This is a genomic window from Psychrobacter sp. GTC18467 (assembly GCF_055397455.1).
Genome location: NZ_AP038920.1, coordinates 673,520 through 691,004, shown reverse-complemented (window position 1 = coordinate 691,004; position 17,485 = coordinate 673,520). Strand labels below are relative to the sequence as shown.

Below are 17,485 nucleotides of genomic sequence, written 5' to 3'. Positions count from 1 at the left end.
AGGTTAGCTTACGAAGCTGGCAGAAAAAGGCTAAAAATAAGGTCAAATCAATCAAGACAATTGGGTAATTAACACCTGTTTTAAAGTTAATAAGCGCGCAACCGCCTTGTGAAATGGGCTTAAGTTAAGAGGTTTAGGTATCTAATCATGGGGGTTATACCTAAAAAACGTCAGTTTTGCCAATTGACGCTAATTGTTTCAGCCAACCGATAAGGACACCGCTATGAGCCAAGCTATCGCCAATCGCATTCAAAAGGGCAGTCTTGCCATTGACCCTCAACTTTTTGATTTTATTGAAAATGACGTGCTACCAAGCGTCGGCGTTGACTCGCAAGCTTATTGGTCGGGGTTTGAAAATGCAGTCAAAACCCTGACGCCAAGAAATAAGGCGCTGCTGCAAACTCGAGCGGATTTGCAAGCGCAAATTGATCAGTGGCACCTTGATCATCCGGCAAAAAATGGCAAGGTTGACTTTCCGGCTTACAAACAGTTTTTGCAAGATATTGGTTATTTGTTGCCTGAAGGCGAAGATTTTCAAGTCGCTACCCAAAATATTGATGCGGAGATTGCTCAGATAGCAGGACCTCAGTTGGTGGTTCCGATACTCAATGCTCGCTATGCGCTCAATGCCAATAATGCACGTTGGGGCAGCTTGTATGACGCGCTTTATGGTACGGACGTGATTAGTGAAGCCAATGGTCAAGAGGCGGGAAAAAGCTATAACCCAACACGCGGGGCGGCGGTCGTGGCTTACGCCAAAGCATTTTTGGACAAGCACTTTGCGCTTGAAAACGGCTCGTTCACCGAGGTAACCGGCTTTAGCGTCGTTGATGGCAAATTGGTGATCACTCAAGGCGATGTCAAGACGTCGTTGCAAGAGCCCAGTAAATTTGTCGGTTTTGTTGGTAACACTGACGCGCCAACGGGAATTTTGCTAAAAAATAATAACCTTCACGTTGAAATCCAAATTGACCCCAAAAGCCCTATTGGCAAAGCTGATCCAGCAAGAATCAAAGATATTTTTATGGAATCGGCGGTCAGCGTCATTCAAGATTTAGAAGATTCTATTGCCGCCGTCGATGCTGAAGATAAGGTTGCCGCGTATCGCAATTGGTTTGGGCTGATGAATGGCGATTTGGTTGAGACTTTTGAAAAAAATGGCAACACCATAACCCGCCAACAAAACGCTGATCGCGAATTCATCACCCCTGATGGCAAAAAACTTGTGCTTTCAGGTCGGGCGCTGCTGCTGCTTCGAAACGTCGGTCACTTGATGCAAAATCCTGCCATTTTAGTTGATTTAGGCGAGGGTTTTGAGGAAGTTTTTGAAGGGATTATGGATGGCTTAATCACCCCGCTGCTATCGCTCAATGATATTAAAGGTAAAAACAAGCTTGCCAACTCGCGAAAAGGCTCGATGTATATCGTTAAACCCAAAATGCACAGCCCTGATGAAGTTCGTTTTGCCGATGACTTATTTGCCATGGCGGAAGATATCTTAGAGCTGCCGCGATACACCATCAAAATCGGGGTCATGGATGAAGAGCGGCGAATGACGGTCAATTTAAAAGAAGCCATTCGTCAAGTTCGTCATCGCATCATTTTCATTAATACAGGGTTTTTGGATCGTACTGGTGATGAGATTCACACCAGTATGAATGCCGGCGCTTTTGTTCGTAAAAGCCGAATGAAAGATCAACCATGGCTAAAAGCTTATGAGCAGTGGAACGTTGATGTGGGCTTAGAAACTGGGCTTCAAGGTCATGCGCAAATTGGCAAAGGCATGTGGGCAAAGCCTGATGAAATGAAAGAGATGCTTGAGGCTAAAATAGCTCACCCCAAAGCTGGCGCGACCACGGCTTGGGTACCTTCACCAACCGCCGCCACCTTGCACAGTTTGCATTATCATGAAATCAACGTTCCTGACGTTCAAGAAGCTCTAAAATCACGACCGCACGCCACTATCGATGACATTTTGACCATTCCACTAGCTGCCGACCCAAATTGGACGGATGCAGAAATTCGTGAAGAGCTGGAAAATAACGCTCAAGGCATCTTGGGATATGTGGTTCGTTGGGTCAATCAAGGCGTTGGCTGCTCAAAAGTTCCGGATATCAATAATGTTGGGCTGATGGAAGATCGGGCGACATTGCGCATTTCAAGCCAACACATTGCCAACTGGCTACTTCATGGCATCGTAACTGAAGACCAAGTTATGGAAACCATGAAGCGCATGGCAAACATTGTTGATGAGCAAAATGCGAGCGATCCCAACTATCAACCGATGGCAGCTGATTTTGACCATTCAATTGCTTTTAAAGCCGCTTGTGATTTGATTTTTAAAGGTCGCGCTCAGCCTAATGGCTACACTGAGCCGTTATTGCATCAAGCGCGCCTTAAAGTAAAAGCCAGTTCTTGCGTGATTTGATTTTTACGATTTAATGTGTCTTTTTTACGTTATCAAGCCTTTGTTAGTCAATACTGACGGAGGCTTTTTTATAAGGCTAAATTGACTATCTTGATAATAACAGTCTTATGAAGGTCAGATAAAAACAAAAAAAATGTTGCAAATTATGTCAAAGTTGATATGCTTATTAATGAAGTATGAGTTTGGTAACGAGTGTTACAAGTATTAAGGATAAGGGCTTAATCTTACAATCAGGTTACGAAGAAAGAGCTTTTTTTGTAAGCATTAATTTTTTTCATAGTGCTGTCATAACATCTCGTCATACTTATTTTATATTTTGTTCGGTAGCCAGTTACATTTATTTTGAGGATTTGTGACGATACCATTTTGGGTGCCAGCCTACCGCCAGCACCTTACTAAAATTGTAAAGTGGAGAGACTCCCGTGAAAAAATTACTTTTAGCCTCAGCTGTTGCTGCTTTAACTGTGACTGCCGCCCAAGCTGCACCTACTATCTATGGTAAAGCATTTGTTACAGCTGACTACGTTAATGCCGATTTTGATGGCGTCGAAGCTGGCACAACCACTGCTTTTAGTGATGACAGTGATGCCGTTCAAATCAACTCTCATGCGTCACGAATTGGTTTTAAAGGCTCAGAAGCCATGACTGCCAATACTGATGTGATTTATCAGTTAGAGTACGGCATTGGTGTTGATGGTGATGAGCGCACCTTTAGAAGCCGTGATACTTACCTAGGTCTTGCGAACAAAGATTTTGGTCAATTCCGCTTTGGTCGTAACACCTCAGTTCTTGATTATGTCAACAACGTAACCGTTACCGAAGGTTTTTGGGACAATTTAGGTACCAACACGCTTGAAGAAGAAAAAAATCTTGAAGCCCTTAATATGGTAAGTGATGAGCGCCAAAACAATTCTGTAGTTTGGATTGCGCCAAAATATCAAGGGCTTCCAGTTGAGCTTGCCCTTCAATACGCTGCAGACGAAAGCTTCGTAGGCGATAACGATGACCGTAACAATGGCTACGGCGCCTCTTTAATGTTTGACCAAGGCACTGGCTTTACCGCTGGCGTAGCTTATACCAAAGATATGGATATCGTAGGTAATATCCTTCGCGGTACGGTAACTGCTGACCTTGCCAACTATGTATCTTATCCTGTAACTTTAGGTGCATTGTACCAACAAGCAGACTTTGATGGTGCGGACACTAAAGAAAAAGGCTTGGTCGTTAGTGGTGAGATGGGCTTAAACAGCTTTGCAAAACCTGCTTCTGTTTATCTTCAGTACAACCGCACAAACAATCTAGCTGGCGTAAAAGACGTTGACTCAGATCAAATCGTCCTAGGCGGTAAATATAAGTTTAAGAAAAACATGATTGCTCATGCTTATGTTGGTCAAAACTCATCTGACGGCGTAACTTATAACCGTGACACTCCTAATCCAACAGTTTACGTTGGCGATGCTGACGTCTTTGCTTTAGGCGGCGGTCTAGAATACATCTTCTAAGATGATTTTATTGGTAATATAATAAAACTCACTCCAACAGGGGTGAGTTTTTGTTTTTAGTTAATTTTAATTTACAAGAGTTTTTATGAAAAAAGTATTATTGCTTCCTGCCTTAATCCTTGCTGCCACAAGCAGTGTTCACGCTGAGCCAAAAGTTTACGGTAAGATATTTTTAACCACCGACTATGTGAATTTGAAGTCGGATTTGACCACCAAGCTTGCACCAAATGAAAGCGTGAAAACCTTGGACGGTTATGATGAAAATGCCGTTCAACTCAACTCGCATGGCTCGCGAATTGGCATTAAAGGCGATGAAGCAATCACGGGCAATACCAACGTCATCTATAAGCTTGAATATGGCGTCAGTGTTGACGGTGATGACCATACTTTAAAAAGCCGCGATACCTATCTTGGGCTTGAAAATAAAAAATTTGGTGAAGTTCGCGTGGGTCGCAACTCCTCAGTTTTGGACGAAGTTAATAATGTCACCGTCACCGAAGGCTACTGGGACAATTTAGGCGATGGTAAGCTCAAAGATGAGCAAGAGCTTCGCGCGCTAAATATGCTTGATGACTCTCGCCAAAGCAACTCCATCGTTTGGTTTGCCCCGCAATATAAAGACCTTCCGGTGAAACTTGCGCTGCAATACGCCACCAATGAGGACGAATTGAGAAATGAAGGCTATGGCGCCTCCATGATGTTTGAGGGCGCTCAAGGCATCAGCGCAGGGCTTGCTTATACCAAAAATATGGACAATGAAGGCAAGATTGATATTTTAGATTTAACCGATATCAATAAGCCCGATAGCCAAAAAGTTGAATATTCCGGCGATATTATTCGCGGAACGCTGCGCGCGGATATGAACAAATTTACCTCACTGCCGCTCACGCTTGGGGTGATGTATCAAGAAGCCGACTATAAGTATCAAGGCTCAAAAACTGAAAAAGGCTTGGTCGTTAGCGGAAAAATGAAGCTAGATAAGTTTGACAAGCCTGCTGCCGTTTATTTGCAGTACAACAAAACCGACAACTTGAACGGTTATAGCGATTCAAACTCTGACCAAATCGTGCTTGGCGGAACGTATGACTTTAAAAAGGACATCACCGCTCATGCTTATATTGGCAAAAACTCTGCTGATTACGTGGCGGTTGGCAAGGTCAAAGTGGACGAAAAAGGCAAGAAGAATTATTACACCAATATCGAATCGGATATTGACGTTTTTGCTTTTGGGGCAGGGCTTGAATATAAGTTTTAGTCATCTAAAAATTAATAAACTGCTTGTTTAATGTTAAAAGCTCATCGGTTATGGTGGGTTTTTTTATGAGCGCTAATTTAGCTGCCAATTTTTAGAAAAGGTTTAAAATCCGTCCGATTCAGATTTTGCCCTATATTTTCTTGTGTATTTTTAGTAAAATTCTTTTTTACCAACGACCGACAGAAGAGCTATGACCAAGTTTATATTTGTGACAGGTGGGGTGGTGTCCTCACTGGGAAAAGGTATCACGGCAGCCTCACTTGCCGCGGTGTTAGAGGCGCGCGGGGTCAAGGTCACCATGACCAAAATGGACCCGTATATCAACGTCGACCCTGGCACGATGAGCCCCTTTCAGCACGGTGAGGTGTTCGTCACCGACGATGGCGCTGAGACGGATTTGGACTTGGGCTATTACGAGCGCTTTTTACGCCACTCAAAGATGAGCAAAAGCAACAACTTTACCAGTGGTCGCATTTATCAAACGGTACTTAATAAAGAGCGCCGCGGTGAATATTTGGGCGGAACGGTTCAGGTGATTCCGCACATCACCGATGAAATTAAAAATAAAATCTTAGCCAGTGGCGCAGGCTACGACGTGGCAATCATCGAAATCGGCGGAACGGTCGGTGATATTGAATCGCTGCCATTTATGGAAGCCGTTCGTCAGTTGCAAGTTGAGCTTGGTCGCAACAAAGCCATGCTCATGCATTTAACCCTTGTGCCTTATATTTCAAGCGCAGGGGAGACCAAAACCAAACCTACTCAGCACTCAGTCAAAGAGCTTCGCTCCATTGGTTTGCAGCCGGATATTTTGATTTGCCGATCAGAGCATCAAATCTCGCAAGACAACCGCCGCAAAATCGCGCTATTTACCAACGTTGAAGAGCGCGCGGTCATCATGTGCGAAGACGCCAAAAGCATTTATCAAATTCCGCGAGCGCTTTATGAACAGGATTTGGATGACATCATTTGCGAGCGCTTTGGTCTTGATTTGCCAGAAGCCGATTTGAGCGATTGGGACAAAGTCGTTGAGGCTCAGCTCAATCCAAAAGCCAATGTCACCGTGGCGATGGTCGGTAAATACGTTGAGCTTCCAGACGCTTATAAGTCGATTAATGAAGCGCTACTTCACGCCGGAATTACCCACCAAACGGCGGTCAAAATCGATTACGTCGATGCCGAGCGCTTAGAAGATGACGACAGCTTGCTTGAAAACTTAAAACACGCCGATGCGGTTTTGGTTCCGGGCGGTTTTGGTGAGCGCGGAACGATTGGCAAAATGAAAGCCATTACTTATGCCCGCGAAAATAACGTACCGTATCTTGGCATTTGCCTTGGCATGCAGCTTGCGGTCATTGAATACGCTCGCAACGTATTAAATTTAGACGCCAACTCGTCAGAATTTGATAAAAAGACCGCCGAGCCAATCATTGGTCTTATCGTTGAGTGGCTTGATGAGCGCGGCGAGTTGCAAATCCGCAGCGATGACTCTGACCTTGGCGGCACCATGCGCTTGGGCGCTCAAAAGGCAGAGTTGGTTGCCGGCAGCAAACTTGCGCGGATTTATGGCGCGACCACCATCACCGAGCGTCATCGCCACCGTTATGAGATGAACAACCGCTATATTGAGCCGTTAGAAGCTGCCGGAATGACCATTTCAGGGTATTCTGCCAAGCAGCATTTGGTTGAAGCGGTCGAAATCCAAAGCCATCCTTGGTTTGTGGCGGTTCAGTTCCACCCTGAATTCACCAGCTCACCGCGCGGTGGTCATCCGCTATTTAACAGCTTTGTGAAAGCGGCAAAAACATATCACGACAGTAAATAAGTTCTTATTATCATTTCAAAAAAAGGTCAGTTTTCGAGCTGACCTTTTTTATTGAAGATTTTCTTATTATTTTAGTTTTTTACTATCTTTAAGATTGTAGCTTGCTGGTGATGATTTTGTGGTCAAAAGTTGCGCGGCACTTTTTTTCAACTCAATTTGCGCTACAATAACGCTCAATGATTTGTTTTTAGCTTCAGTTCTTTTTAATTTCAGTGTTTTAATCTCAGTTTAAAAAATCCAAATAACAAGATTACGCTTAGGATACGCTCAATGAACGATTTGCAAGCCCAATCGCACCTTACCATTCAAAGCCCAACGCAAGATATCATTATTGGCAATGATAAGCCCTTTGTGTTGTTTGGCGGCATGAACGTTTTGGAGTCAAAAGAATTGGCATTTGAGATTGCCGAGCAATATCTTGATATTTGTAACCGCCTTGGCATCGGCTTTGTGTTTAAAGCAAGTTTTGATAAAGCCAACCGCTCAAGTTTGACCTCATTTCGCGGGCCGGGACTTGAAACGGGAATGGATTGGCTTGGTCAAATCAAAGCCAAATTTGGGGTGCCAATCATCACCGATGTTCATGAGCCGTACCAAGCCGCGCCGGTTGCAGAAGTTGCCGATATTATCCAGCTGCCAGCGTTTTTATCGCGGCAGACCGATTTGGTACAAGCGATGGCAAAAACGGGCGCGATTATTAACATTAAAAAAGCACAGTTTTTAGCGCCGCATGAGATGCGCCATATCATTAATAAATGTCTTGAGGCGGGCAATAATAAGATCATTTTGTGCGAGCGCGGCAGTGCCTTTGGCTATAACAATTTGGTCGTGGATATGCTTGGCTTTGACACCATGAAGCAGATGAACGTTCCGGTGTTTTTTGATGTGACCCATAGCCTGCAGCAGCCGGGTGCTCGAAGTGATAGCGCAGGTGGTCGCCGTGAGCAAATCACGACGCTTGCGCGCGCCGGAATGGCGACAGGGCTTGCAGGGCTATTTTTAGAAGCGCACCCAAACCCAGAATCGGCAAAATGTGATGGTCCTTGCGCGCTTAGAATGAGCCAACTTGAGCCATTTTTACGGCAAATTCAACAGCTTGATTCGCTCGTTAAAGGCTTTGAAAAGCTCGATACCCATTAATATCAGTAAAAAATAATAGCAGTAAAAAAATAACTAAAAAGGAGTGCTTATGGCTATTCAAGTGGCAAAAGTGAGTATTGAAAATATCGATACCCCCGAAGGGGTTGACAGTGTAATGACGGCGCTAAAAAACATCACTGGCGTGACCGCGATTGATCTTGACCCTGTCAGCCATACCGCACTTGTCAGCTATGATGATAACGAAACCACCATTCACGCGCTGACCGCGGCGATTACTATGGTTGATTATGTCACTCAGCCGTTTCCTATCGATGCGCCGCAAAACCCGCGCTATCATTGATTTTGTAGCGTCTTTTTGCATCAAAAACTTTATTAATAAAAAAGGAACTATCATGGCAGAACAAACTAGAATTATTAATATTGACGGCATGACTTGCCAAGGCTGCGTGACCAGCGTTTATAATGCAACCGCGGATATTGACGGTCTTGACAGCATGAGCATTGATTTGTCAGCAAATAAGGCGACCGTAACTTTTGACGACAGCAAAACCAGCGCTGATAAAATTGCCAGTGCCATTGAGGATGCCGGATTTGACGCGACGGTTGCCAATAGTTAGTTGAATCACTCACTCTTTAAGTTAAAAAAGCCAGCTTTTATGCTGGTTTTTTGATTTTAAATCATTGTCTTTAAGATGCCATTCTTGGGTTTAAACGCCGCGTTAGCTTGCAAAAGTAATTAAGTATTGTAATTTTGGCAGTTGTAACCATCTTGACTATAATGCGTGTTAATTTTGACCTTTGACGAAAACGAGAAGTTCCATGAGTGATGTTTCCAATTCTGCCGTTAATGACAACCTTGAGGTGAGCGCAAAAGTTACCGACCGCAATCAGCCTAAGCCCGATAGCGCCCATTTACAGCTTGCGATTGAGGGCATGACCTGTCAGGCGTGCGCGTCAAGAATTGAAAAAGTGCTCAATAAAAAGCCTGCAATTTATAGCGCCAGCGTTAACTTTGCCGGTGAAACTGCTAATATTGATTACAATCCAGAAGCGGTAACTGCTCAGCAGATTTTGGAGTGGGTCAATAAAACCGGTTTCGTTGCTAACCTGCAAGAAGAGGCGACACTTTTTGATACGGATGAGGACACGCCAAAATTGCCTTGGCGCTTGATTGCGCTTTGGGTTTGTTTGCTGCCGTTTTTGGCAGGAATGCTTGGGATGATGGTTGGGGCTGGCATGGCGTGGATGCCGCCAGTTTGGGTTCAGTTTGTACTTGCCACCATTGTTCAATTTGGCTTGGCGCTGCCGTTTTACAAAAGTGCTTGGGCGTCGATTAAAGGCGGTCTTGCCAATATGGACGTTCTGGTGGTCATTGGCACGGTGACGATTTGGGCGTATTCAACCTATATTTGGCTCACTCACGGCGATGGCAGCTTGGCAACTTTAATGCAGGGCATGGGTCACGGTCATGACAGCGCGGGCGTTTATTTTGAAGCCGGAGTGATGGTCATTGCCTTTGTGCGAACGGGAAAATACCTTGAGGAGCGCACCAAAAAGCAAAGCTTAAACAGCATTGATTTATTATTGTCGTTAACCCCCGATGAAGTTGAGCAGTTGCAGCCCAACGGCGATTTTCACGAGGTTGCGCTCAAAGACGTTCAAGTTGGTGACATTTTACGCGCCAAGCAAGGCAGCCGAGTGGCAACGGACGGCAAAGTCATTAAGGGCGAGGGCTACTGCGTTGAAAGCCATTTAACGGGTGAGTCTGTTCCTTTAAAAAAACAAATTGGCGATGAGTTATTAGCAGGGGCTTTGGTTGAAAATGGCAGCTTAGTTTATCGCGTTCGCGCAAAGGGTCGTGACACCAAGCTTGGCGATATGGTGCAAGCGCTCAGTGACGCTCAAGGCTCAAAAGCCAATCTAGCACGGCTTGCCGATCGCGTGACCGCTGTGTTTGTTCCTGTTGTCGTGAGTATTGCCATCCTCACTTTTGGCGTAACGTGGTGGTGGTCGGGTATTTTTGAAACGGCGCTCATGCATGCGGTTTCGGTGTTGGTCATTGCTTGCCCTTGCGCGCTTGGACTTGCAACCCCTGCGGCAATTATGGCAGGAATGGGCGTTGCTGCGCGCCATGGGATTTGGTTTAAAGATGCCCAAAGCCTTGAAGCAGCGGGCAATATTGACACCGTCGTCCTTGATAAAACAGGAACGCTCACCATCGGTCGCCCAACCATTGTAGATACGGTGATGGCGGACAATAGCATTGACCAAAATGAAGTTTTACAGCTTGCTGCCAGTGTCGAAGCCCACGCCAGCCACCCCTTAGCGACCGCCATTGTCAATGCCGCAAAAGCGCAACGATTGCCGCTACTTTCAGTCAGTGAGGTTAATGTCGTTAAGGGCGCAGGGATTGAAGCGGTGATTGAAAACTTAGGAACCGTTCGCGTTGGAACGGCAAAGTTTGCCAATTTAACCTTGCCAAAGCTTATGCCTAAAGCTTGGCAAATTGCAAGCACAGTGGCGGTGAGCATTAATGACGTTCCGCTCGGCGCATTTGCGTTGGCAGATGATTTAAAAGCGGATTCTTTTGATGCCATTCAAGCGCTAAAAAATGATGGGATTAACGTGGTGCTGATGAGCGGTGACAATCAATCCGTGGTCAATTATGTTGCTGAACAGCTTGGCATGGATAAAGCTTTTGGTCACATGAGCCCTCGCGATAAAGCCGAGCAAATTCAAGCGCTGCAAGAGCAAGGTCGTAAAGTGGCGATGGCAGGTGACGGCGTGAATGACGCTCCTGCTATGGCAACAGCAAACGCAAGCTTTGCCATGGTTGAAGGTACAGACGTGGCTCAGCATAGCGCTTCAGCACGATTGATGGGCGAGTCGCTACTGCATATTGATGCCGCGCAAAAAATTGCCAATGCCACTTTAAAAAATATTAAGCAAAACCTATTTTTTGCCTTTATTTACAACTGTTTAGGGATTCCACTAGCGGCGTTTGGGTTTTTAAATCCAATGATAGCTGCTGCTGCCATGGCGCTTAGCTCCATTTCGGTGCTATTAAACGCCCTACGATTGACCCGATTTCAAACCCCCATTGAAGCCAATAATGTTTTGCCAAAGCGCGCTGATTAACAAAATTTATGCTATGATGGCAGCCGTTAGGATGCGCCAAATTGCGTTAAAAAAGCGCGGAGCAGTCCCTTTTTAAGCGATGATTGTTAGAAATTTTGTGATTTTTCTCATACCACTTGGCATGACCAAAGGATACTTATAAACCATGTACGCTGAAGAAACCAAAAGCAGTTCTGAAATTAAAGACATTCGCGCTCGCGAGATTTTAGACTCACGCGGCAATCCAACCATTGAAGCTGACGTTATTTTAGAAGACGGCACGATTGGTCGTGCGGCTGCCCCAAGTGGCGCGTCAACGGGCTCACGAGAGGCGCTCGAGCTTCGTGACCAAGATAGCGGTCGCTATTTGGGTAAAGGCGTAAAAAAAGCTGTAGCTAATGTCAACAGCCAAATCAGAACGGCGCTGATGAACACCAATGTCAGCGAACAGCAGCGCATTGATGACATCATGATTGAGCTTGATGGCACACAAAATAAAGACAATTTGGGCGCCAATGCGATGCTTGCGGTATCGCTTGCCGCTGCCAAAGCCGCCGCGCAATCGCAAAATTTGCCACTGCATCAATATATTGCCAACCTTCGGGGTCAAACCTCATTGACCATGCCTGTTCCCATGATGAATATTTTAAATGGCGGCGAGCACGCGGACAATACCGTTGATATTCAAGAGTTTATGATTGAGCCGGTCGGCTTTAGCAGCTTTTCAGAAGCCCTTCGCGCCGGAACAGAGATTTTTCATAGCTTAAAATCAGTGCTAAAATCACAAGGCTTAAATACTGCCGTTGGTGATGAAGGTGGCTTTGCCCCAAACCTGCGCAGCAACGAAGAAGCCATTACCGTCATCATGAAAGCCATTGACCAAGCTGGCTACAAAGCCGGTCAAGACATCTATTTAGCCCTTGATTGCGCCGCAAGTGAGTTTTATAAAAACGGTCAATATGTGCTAGCAGGCGAGGGCAACAAAGCCTTTGATAGCCAAGGATTTTCTGACTATCTCGTTGGCTTAACCCGTCAATATCCCATTATCTCAATCGAAGATGGCTTAGATGAGTCTGATTGGGACGGTTGGGCGTATTTAACCCAGCAAATCGGCGATAAAGTTCAATTGGTTGGCGACGACTTATTTGTGACCAATCCTGCTATTTTGCAAGAAGGCATTGATAAGCACATTGCCAACGCCATTTTGATTAAATTTAACCAAATTGGTACGTTATCAGAAACGCTTGACGCTATTTATCTGGCGAAGAAAAACGGCTACGCCACCATCATTTCACACCGCTCAGGCGAAACCGAAGACAGCACCATTGCTGATTTGGCAGTAGGAACGGCGGCAGGTCAAATCAAAACCGGCTCACTTTGCCGCTCAGACCGCGTTGCCAAATACAACCAACTACTTCGCATTGAGCAGCAAATTCGCGCAAGCTACCGCGGTAAAGATGAATTTATCGGGCTTCGTGGTTAATTTGGCAGATTGTATATAGACGTTTCGCTTAGCAAAATCAAGGTTTTGCTAAGCACTCTGATTATGTTACTTGCCCATTCATTATGATCTATTGACTTAAGTGGTTATGAAATATTTTAGTCAGTTTTTATTATTTGCGTTTGCCGTTTTGGTATTCTTAGGGCTGCAATACCAATATTGGTTTGGTGAAAACGGTCATTTTGAGCGTAAGCAACTCAGTGCTGAAATCGTCAAGCAAGAGCAAAAAAATGACAGCCAGTTATTTGCCAATGAGCTGCTGAAGACCGATGTTTACGACTTGAAAAACGGTTTAGAGGCGGTCGAGGAACATGCGCGCCTTGATTTAGGACTCATTAAGCCAAATGAAACTTTTGTTCAAGTGTCAACGGTGTCAACGCCGCAGCGCTAAGGTAACAATCGCTGAAAAATTTACTTTATCGGTAATACCGATCCCATCGTTTTATTCTAATTTTCATGATTCAGGACTGACCCATGATTCAAGAGCGCTTAGCTCAAGCGTTACCTGCCGCCAAGCTGTCAGCTAAAATTCATCCTATGATTGTTGCCGCAGGATCAGGCAGCCGCTTTCAATCAAGTCTTCCTAAGCAGTTCACCCCAATTTTTGGCAAAACGATCTTAGAGCATAGCGTTCGCTGTTTGGCAAAAAGTGCCTATATTGACTGCTGTTTACTGGTCATTAGCGCGAGCGATGACTTTGCCCCAACTCTGAATTTTGAGCTTCCCGTAAGCTTTGCCATTGGTGGTGCTGAGCGTTGGCAATCTGTTCAAGCCGGCGTGACCGCGCTTATTGCTGCGGGCGCTCAAGAGCATGATTTCGTGCTTATCCACGATGCCGCAAGACCGACCGTTCCTGTAGCTGATATTAATAACGTCATTCAAGCCGCATTTCATGAGCCATTCGGAGCAATTTTAGCAGCGCCCGTGGTTGATACCCTTAAACAGGCTTTCGGTGAGGGTTATATTGAAAAAACGGTGGACCGTAGCCAAATGTGGCAAGCCCAAACGCCACAAGTGTTTCGACTGGGGGCGTTAGTACAGGCATTAGCCTATATTGCCAATAATAATATCAGCATTACAGACGAAGCCAGTGCTTTTGAAGCGTTAAACCTTCCCATTAAACTGGTATCAGGAAGCCGGCAAAATATTAAGCTGACGTTTCCTGAAGATGAGTTGATCATTAAAGCGCTAATAAAAGGTCATATTGATTAATTACTAAAATTTTTGCTGAGCTGGCGAACTTTCACCATAATAATATAAATAAGTTGATTATTTTATATGTAAATTCATGAATATAATGTTATAGTTTAAACTAAACAGCAATTTAGTGCTTTAGATACAAATGAGAAGTTGCTATGATGACTAAACTGCCCTATGATGTAACCAATTTAATACAATAAAGATAATTGCTATGAAATCAATATTTTATTGCAGAAGTCTTTTATTATATCACTGTCATATCGCTAATGGCGCGATAAATGAGGAGAGGTACATTGTCAACGGTCGCTGATTCAACCCAAGCTTTGGAGTCAGACCTTTATCAGCTAATTTACATCAGCCGAATTACCTCAACAGGGCTGTCTGGCGCAAGCACGTTAAACGATATTGCCGAATCGTCAATAAAAAATAATCAAGCAAATGAGATTACAGGGATTCTTTGCTATGGTAATGGCTATTTTTATCAGTATATTGAAGGCTCAGAGCAAGCGCTCACCAACCTAAAAAACCAACTGCTGATGGATGATCGGCATAAAGATTTAAAAACCTTGGATTTTTCACAGACCACTGAGCGTAGATTTAAAGGCTGGTCACTGCGATCGATTATTCTTGAGCGTTGGCTGCTAAAAGATCCAAAGGTCAAAAAACTTTTGCCGTTTAAGCCTTATACTTGGAGCGAGGCAGAAAGTGATCAATTTTTAGATGCTCTGCAAAACTATTATCAGCAAAAAGAAGGTGGGGAGCAGCTGGACCCTCAGCCGATAAAATATAGTACGCTTGGCTTAACATTAAGTAAGGTCGTTGGTGAGCACCAAGCCTTTTTTCTGATTCAAACGGTTCTTGCCGCGCTGATTATCATTGCTTTACTTTGGGTAGTGATGGCTGATAAATTGGGGTTTTAACAGCTTCTATCATTTAAAAAAAGCCGGCGCTATTGCTGGCTTTTTTATTGTCAATTGATGGTTGTCTGATAACTACTATAAAAAACAAAAAAGCCTTCAAAAGCAATAAACTTTTGAAGGCTTCACAAGCAAAGCTTGTTAATTTGGCGTCCCCACGGGGATTCGAACCCCGGTTACCGCCGTGAAAGGGCGATGTCCTAGGCCTCTAGACGATGGGGACTAGTTGCTTCAGCTGCTTTCACCATTATTGCTGAAGTGGTGCGTATTATAAATAGGGCGTTATCTCTTGTCAAGACTTTTTTGGCGATTTCTTTTAGCAACGAGATATTTTTTCTTAATTGCCCGTTTTGGGTGCAAGTCATTGCTTTTTAAATGGTGACGAATCCAAAGGGAAGTAATTCCGCTGATGGTTAATGCTAGCGCCATATAGCCAAAAATCGTTCCCCATAAAATATGATGCGGTTCCATAATCAAATCCCTCCTTTAGCACAAACTTTCCGTGCGATTAAGTGAGCAATCTTTCATAAATAAGCAGAGTTTACTGCCTAATTATTAGTATAGATTAAGGATTATAAAGAACTGTTTAGTTTTGTCGTTTAATATAAGGAATTGGTTAATCAGTTTGGGAATTTTCGCAATTGGTTTTCGCGTCGTCCAAAGCTTCATTTAGGGCAATGGGGAGCATAGGATAACGGTTTAAAATGTAACAAAACAGCTCGGCGGTTTTTTGGGTATCATAAAGCGCCGAATGGGCGTTGCTACCGTCAAAGTCAATTCCGGCGGCTTGGCAAGCTCGCGCAAGAACGGTTTGTCCAAAGGCAAGTGCGGATAACGTGACGGTATCGAAAACTGAAAATTGATGAAATGGATTTTGATTTTTGCTGTTGGTTCGGGCAACGGCAGCATTTAAAAACGCCAAATCAAAATGCGCGTTGTGACCGATAAGAACGCATTGACGGCAGTTTTGTTCTTTGCGAACCTCTTTTAGGACTTTAAAGATACGTCTGAGCGCGGATTTTTCATCTTCAGCAATGGCTTTTCGCATCGGATTGTTTGGGTCAATTCCGGTAAAGGCAAGCGCGCTTGGCTCAAGGTTTGCGCCAATAAATGGCTCAATATGCGCGTTTTGCGGTTCCCCTAAGTAAAATACGCCGGTCTCATCCATTAAGATGGGAATACAAGCAATCTCAAGCAGGGCATCGGTTTTGGCATTAAATCCGGCGGTTTCCACATCGACGACGACGGGTAAAAACTGCCGAAACCTTGATTTTAAGGTTAAAGGTTCAGATAAATTTTCAGTATTAGCCGTCTGATTTTCCGCTATAGGCTTTGGTGCGGTTTGGTCAGTTGGTAATGCTTGATTCGTTAAACTTGACGGGGCATCATTATGAGTCATTGCTATAAAAATCGCTTTGTTAATGAGTGCTTAAAATAATGAGAGCATGGTTAGCGCGCCATAGGATTTTAGCAGCAGTTTTTTACAACTGCCGCCAAAGTCTGACTTAAATCATTTAAGCTTGAATCGACCACGGCAAGGTTTCGCCTGCCATCAATGGCGTGAGCGTTCCGCCATCAAAATAGGGGAAGCTTGTGGGTACGAGCATGGGCTTTTTGACGATGGTTACAGTATCGGTGTTTACCGGCAAGCCGTAAAACTCGGCGCCAAAGCGACTGGTAAAGCCCTCAAGTTTGTCGATTTTGTCCACGCTATCAAAGGCGGTGGCATAAAGCGGTAGAGCGGTCGCTGAGCTATAGCAGCCTGCGCAGCCACAAGCGGCTTCTTTTTTGTGCGTTGGGTGCGGCGCTGAATCTGTTCCGGCAAAAAACTTCGGACTGCCACTGGTTGCGACGGTTAATAGCGCTTCTTGATGTGATTGGCGCTTTAAAATTGGCAAGCAGTACAAATGCGGTTTGATGCCGCCAAGCAGCATGTGATTGCGGTTGAGCATTAAATGTTGCGGGGTGATGGTCGCGCCAACGTGGCTGCCCTGAGCCAACACAAAATCGGCGGCGTCTTTGGTGGTGATGTGCTCAAGGACGATTCGCAATTCTGGAAAATCGCGAATCATTTTTGCCAAAACTTCCTCTAAAAACTGCTTTTCACGGTCAAAAATATCAACGTGATTGTGCGTCACTTCGCCATGAACGAGTAGCGGCATATTGTATTTTTGCATGGCAGCAAAAACGTCAGCGCGACCGTTGATGTCCGTGACACCGTCAGCAGAGTTGGTGGTAGCGCCCGCCGGATAAAGCTTAACCGCTTGAACGATTCCTGATTTAGCAGCAATTTCAATGACTTCTGCCGTGGTATGGTCAGTCATATACAGCGTCATTCGCGGGTCAAACGCCGCTTTTCTAGCATCATTAATATCACTTGACCCAAGAACGTTTAAAATCCGCTCACGGTAGGCTGCCGCATCGGCTGCATTTTTTACCGGTGGCACTAGATTTGGCATACAAATCACGCGGTTAAAGCTCATGGCGGCGTGTGGAACGGTGGTGGCAAGGGCAGCGTTGTCGCGAAGGTGAATGTGCCAATCATCTGGCTGGAGTAAGGTAAGCTCGGTGATGGTGCTCATAATTAGCGCTCGGTGATGAAAAATGGCAAAAATCGGCTAGGGGTGTTGTAAAAAGTA

The 17,485-nt window shown here is 44.8% G+C and carries 15 protein-coding genes and 1 tRNA gene; 12 read left to right on the top strand and 4 right to left on the bottom strand.

Going from position 1 to position 17,485, the window contains the following annotated elements; all coding sequences use genetic code 11:
• Window positions 1-235 precede the first annotated feature (235 nt).
• The 12 genes from ACZ5XY_RS02890 (at window position 236) to ACZ5XY_RS02835 (ending at window position 14,849) form a co-directional block, all read left to right on the top strand.
• Window positions 236-2,428: a malate synthase G gene (locus tag ACZ5XY_RS02890; RefSeq protein ID WP_464743721.1), complete on the top strand. Its 2,193-nt coding sequence runs from the start codon at window positions 236-238 to the stop codon at window positions 2,426-2,428.
• 422 nt (window positions 2,429-2,850) lie between these two features.
• Window positions 2,851-3,930, top strand: a complete 1,080-nt coding sequence (locus tag ACZ5XY_RS02885; protein WP_464742795.1) for a porin — start codon at window positions 2,851-2,853, stop codon at window positions 3,928-3,930.
• An 85-nt stretch (window positions 3,931-4,015) separates the two neighbouring features.
• Window positions 4,016-5,185, top strand: coding sequence for a porin (locus ACZ5XY_RS02880; protein ID WP_464742793.1), 1,170 nt, complete (start codon window positions 4,016-4,018; stop codon window positions 5,183-5,185).
• Between the two features lie 190 nt (window positions 5,186-5,375).
• Window positions 5,376-7,010 carry a CTP synthase gene (locus tag ACZ5XY_RS02875; protein WP_464742791.1) on the top strand — a complete coding sequence of 545 codons (1,635 nt, stop codon included), beginning with the start codon at window positions 5,376-5,378 and terminating at the stop codon, window positions 7,008-7,010.
• A gap of 270 nt (window positions 7,011-7,280) precedes the next feature.
• Window positions 7,281-8,150, top strand: a complete 870-nt coding sequence (gene kdsA, locus ACZ5XY_RS02870) for a 3-deoxy-8-phosphooctulonate synthase (protein ID WP_464742789.1) — start codon at window positions 7,281-7,283, stop codon at window positions 8,148-8,150.
• A gap of 49 nt (window positions 8,151-8,199) precedes the next feature.
• Window positions 8,200-8,451, top strand: a complete 252-nt coding sequence (locus tag ACZ5XY_RS02865) for a heavy-metal-associated domain-containing protein (protein ID WP_464742787.1) — start codon at window positions 8,200-8,202, stop codon at window positions 8,449-8,451.
• A gap of 52 nt (window positions 8,452-8,503) precedes the next feature.
• Window positions 8,504-8,728 carry a heavy-metal-associated domain-containing protein gene (locus ACZ5XY_RS02860; protein WP_464742785.1) on the top strand — a complete coding sequence of 75 codons (225 nt, stop codon included), beginning with the start codon at window positions 8,504-8,506 and terminating at the stop codon, window positions 8,726-8,728.
• Window positions 8,729-9,044: 316 nt separating this feature from the next.
• The gene (locus ACZ5XY_RS02855; protein WP_464743719.1) at window positions 9,045-11,249 is read left to right on the top strand and encodes a heavy metal translocating P-type ATPase; all 2,205 of its coding nucleotides are present in this window, start codon (window positions 9,045-9,047) and stop codon (window positions 11,247-11,249) included.
• A gap of 145 nt (window positions 11,250-11,394) precedes the next feature.
• Entirely contained in the window at window positions 11,395-12,711 is a 1,317-nt protein-coding gene (gene eno / locus ACZ5XY_RS02850; RefSeq protein ID WP_464742783.1) for a phosphopyruvate hydratase, read from the top strand.
• A gap of 106 nt (window positions 12,712-12,817) precedes the next feature.
• Window positions 12,818-13,120, top strand: a complete 303-nt coding sequence (locus ACZ5XY_RS02845) for an FtsB family cell division protein (protein ID WP_464742781.1) — start codon at window positions 12,818-12,820, stop codon at window positions 13,118-13,120.
• A gap of 83 nt (window positions 13,121-13,203) precedes the next feature.
• Window positions 13,204-13,941, top strand: a complete 738-nt coding sequence (gene ispD, locus ACZ5XY_RS02840) for a 2-C-methyl-D-erythritol 4-phosphate cytidylyltransferase (RefSeq protein ID WP_464742779.1) — start codon at window positions 13,204-13,206, stop codon at window positions 13,939-13,941.
• 266 nt (window positions 13,942-14,207) lie between these two features.
• On the top strand, window positions 14,208-14,849 hold the full coding sequence (locus ACZ5XY_RS02835) for a BLUF domain-containing protein (RefSeq protein ID WP_464742777.1): 642 nt from the start codon (window positions 14,208-14,210) through the stop codon (window positions 14,847-14,849).
• 144 nt (window positions 14,850-14,993) lie between these two features.
• Here ACZ5XY_RS02835 and ACZ5XY_RS02830 read toward each other — a convergent pair.
• The 4 genes from ACZ5XY_RS02830 to pyrC form a co-directional block, all read right to left on the bottom strand.
• Window positions 14,994-15,069 (bottom strand) — tRNA-Glu (locus ACZ5XY_RS02830).
• A gap of 59 nt (window positions 15,070-15,128) precedes the next feature.
• Window positions 15,129-15,317: a hypothetical protein gene (locus ACZ5XY_RS02825; protein WP_464742775.1), complete on the bottom strand. Its 189-nt coding sequence runs from the start codon at window positions 15,315-15,317 to the stop codon at window positions 15,129-15,131.
• Window positions 15,318-15,462: 145 nt separating this feature from the next.
• Window positions 15,463-16,245 (bottom strand): ribonuclease T, encoded by a 783-nt coding sequence (gene rnt, locus ACZ5XY_RS02820; protein ID WP_464742773.1) that lies wholly within the window; start codon window positions 16,243-16,245, stop codon window positions 15,463-15,465.
• A gap of 115 nt (window positions 16,246-16,360) precedes the next feature.
• On the bottom strand, window positions 16,361-17,428 hold the full coding sequence (gene pyrC, locus ACZ5XY_RS02815) for a dihydroorotase (protein WP_464742771.1): 1,068 nt from the start codon (window positions 17,426-17,428) through the stop codon (window positions 16,361-16,363).
• Between the last annotated feature and the right edge of the window lie 57 nt (window positions 17,429-17,485).

Excerpts from the sequence above, each read along its gene's own strand:
- ACZ5XY_RS02880 (WP_464742793.1), top strand. The coding sequence starts at position 4,016 with ATGAAAAAAGTATTATTGCTTCCTGCCTTAATCCTTGCTGCCACAAGC.
- rnt (WP_464742773.1), bottom strand. The coding sequence starts at position 16,245 with ATGACTCATAATGATGCCCCGTCAAGTTTAACGAATCAAGCATTACCA.
- ACZ5XY_RS02845 (WP_464742781.1), top strand. The coding sequence starts at position 12,818 with ATGAAATATTTTAGTCAGTTTTTATTATTTGCGTTTGCCGTTTTGGTA.
- ACZ5XY_RS02865 (WP_464742787.1), top strand. The coding sequence starts at position 8,200 with ATGGCTATTCAAGTGGCAAAAGTGAGTATTGAAAATATCGATACCCCC.
- ACZ5XY_RS02875 (WP_464742791.1), top strand. The coding sequence starts at position 5,376 with ATGACCAAGTTTATATTTGTGACAGGTGGGGTGGTGTCCTCACTGGGA.
- kdsA (WP_464742789.1), top strand. The coding sequence starts at position 7,281 with ATGAACGATTTGCAAGCCCAATCGCACCTTACCATTCAAAGCCCAACG.
- pyrC (WP_464742771.1), bottom strand. The coding sequence starts at position 17,428 with ATGAGCACCATCACCGAGCTTACCTTACTCCAGCCAGATGATTGGCAC.
- ACZ5XY_RS02835 (WP_464742777.1), top strand. The coding sequence starts at position 14,208 with ATGAGGAGAGGTACATTGTCAACGGTCGCTGATTCAACCCAAGCTTTG.
- eno (WP_464742783.1), top strand. The coding sequence starts at position 11,395 with ATGTACGCTGAAGAAACCAAAAGCAGTTCTGAAATTAAAGACATTCGC.
- ACZ5XY_RS02855 (WP_464743719.1), top strand. The coding sequence starts at position 9,045 with ATGACCTGTCAGGCGTGCGCGTCAAGAATTGAAAAAGTGCTCAATAAA.
- ispD (WP_464742779.1), top strand. The coding sequence starts at position 13,204 with ATGATTCAAGAGCGCTTAGCTCAAGCGTTACCTGCCGCCAAGCTGTCA.
- ACZ5XY_RS02860 (WP_464742785.1), top strand. The coding sequence starts at position 8,504 with ATGGCAGAACAAACTAGAATTATTAATATTGACGGCATGACTTGCCAA.
- ACZ5XY_RS02825 (WP_464742775.1), bottom strand. The coding sequence starts at position 15,317 with ATGGAACCGCATCATATTTTATGGGGAACGATTTTTGGCTATATGGCG.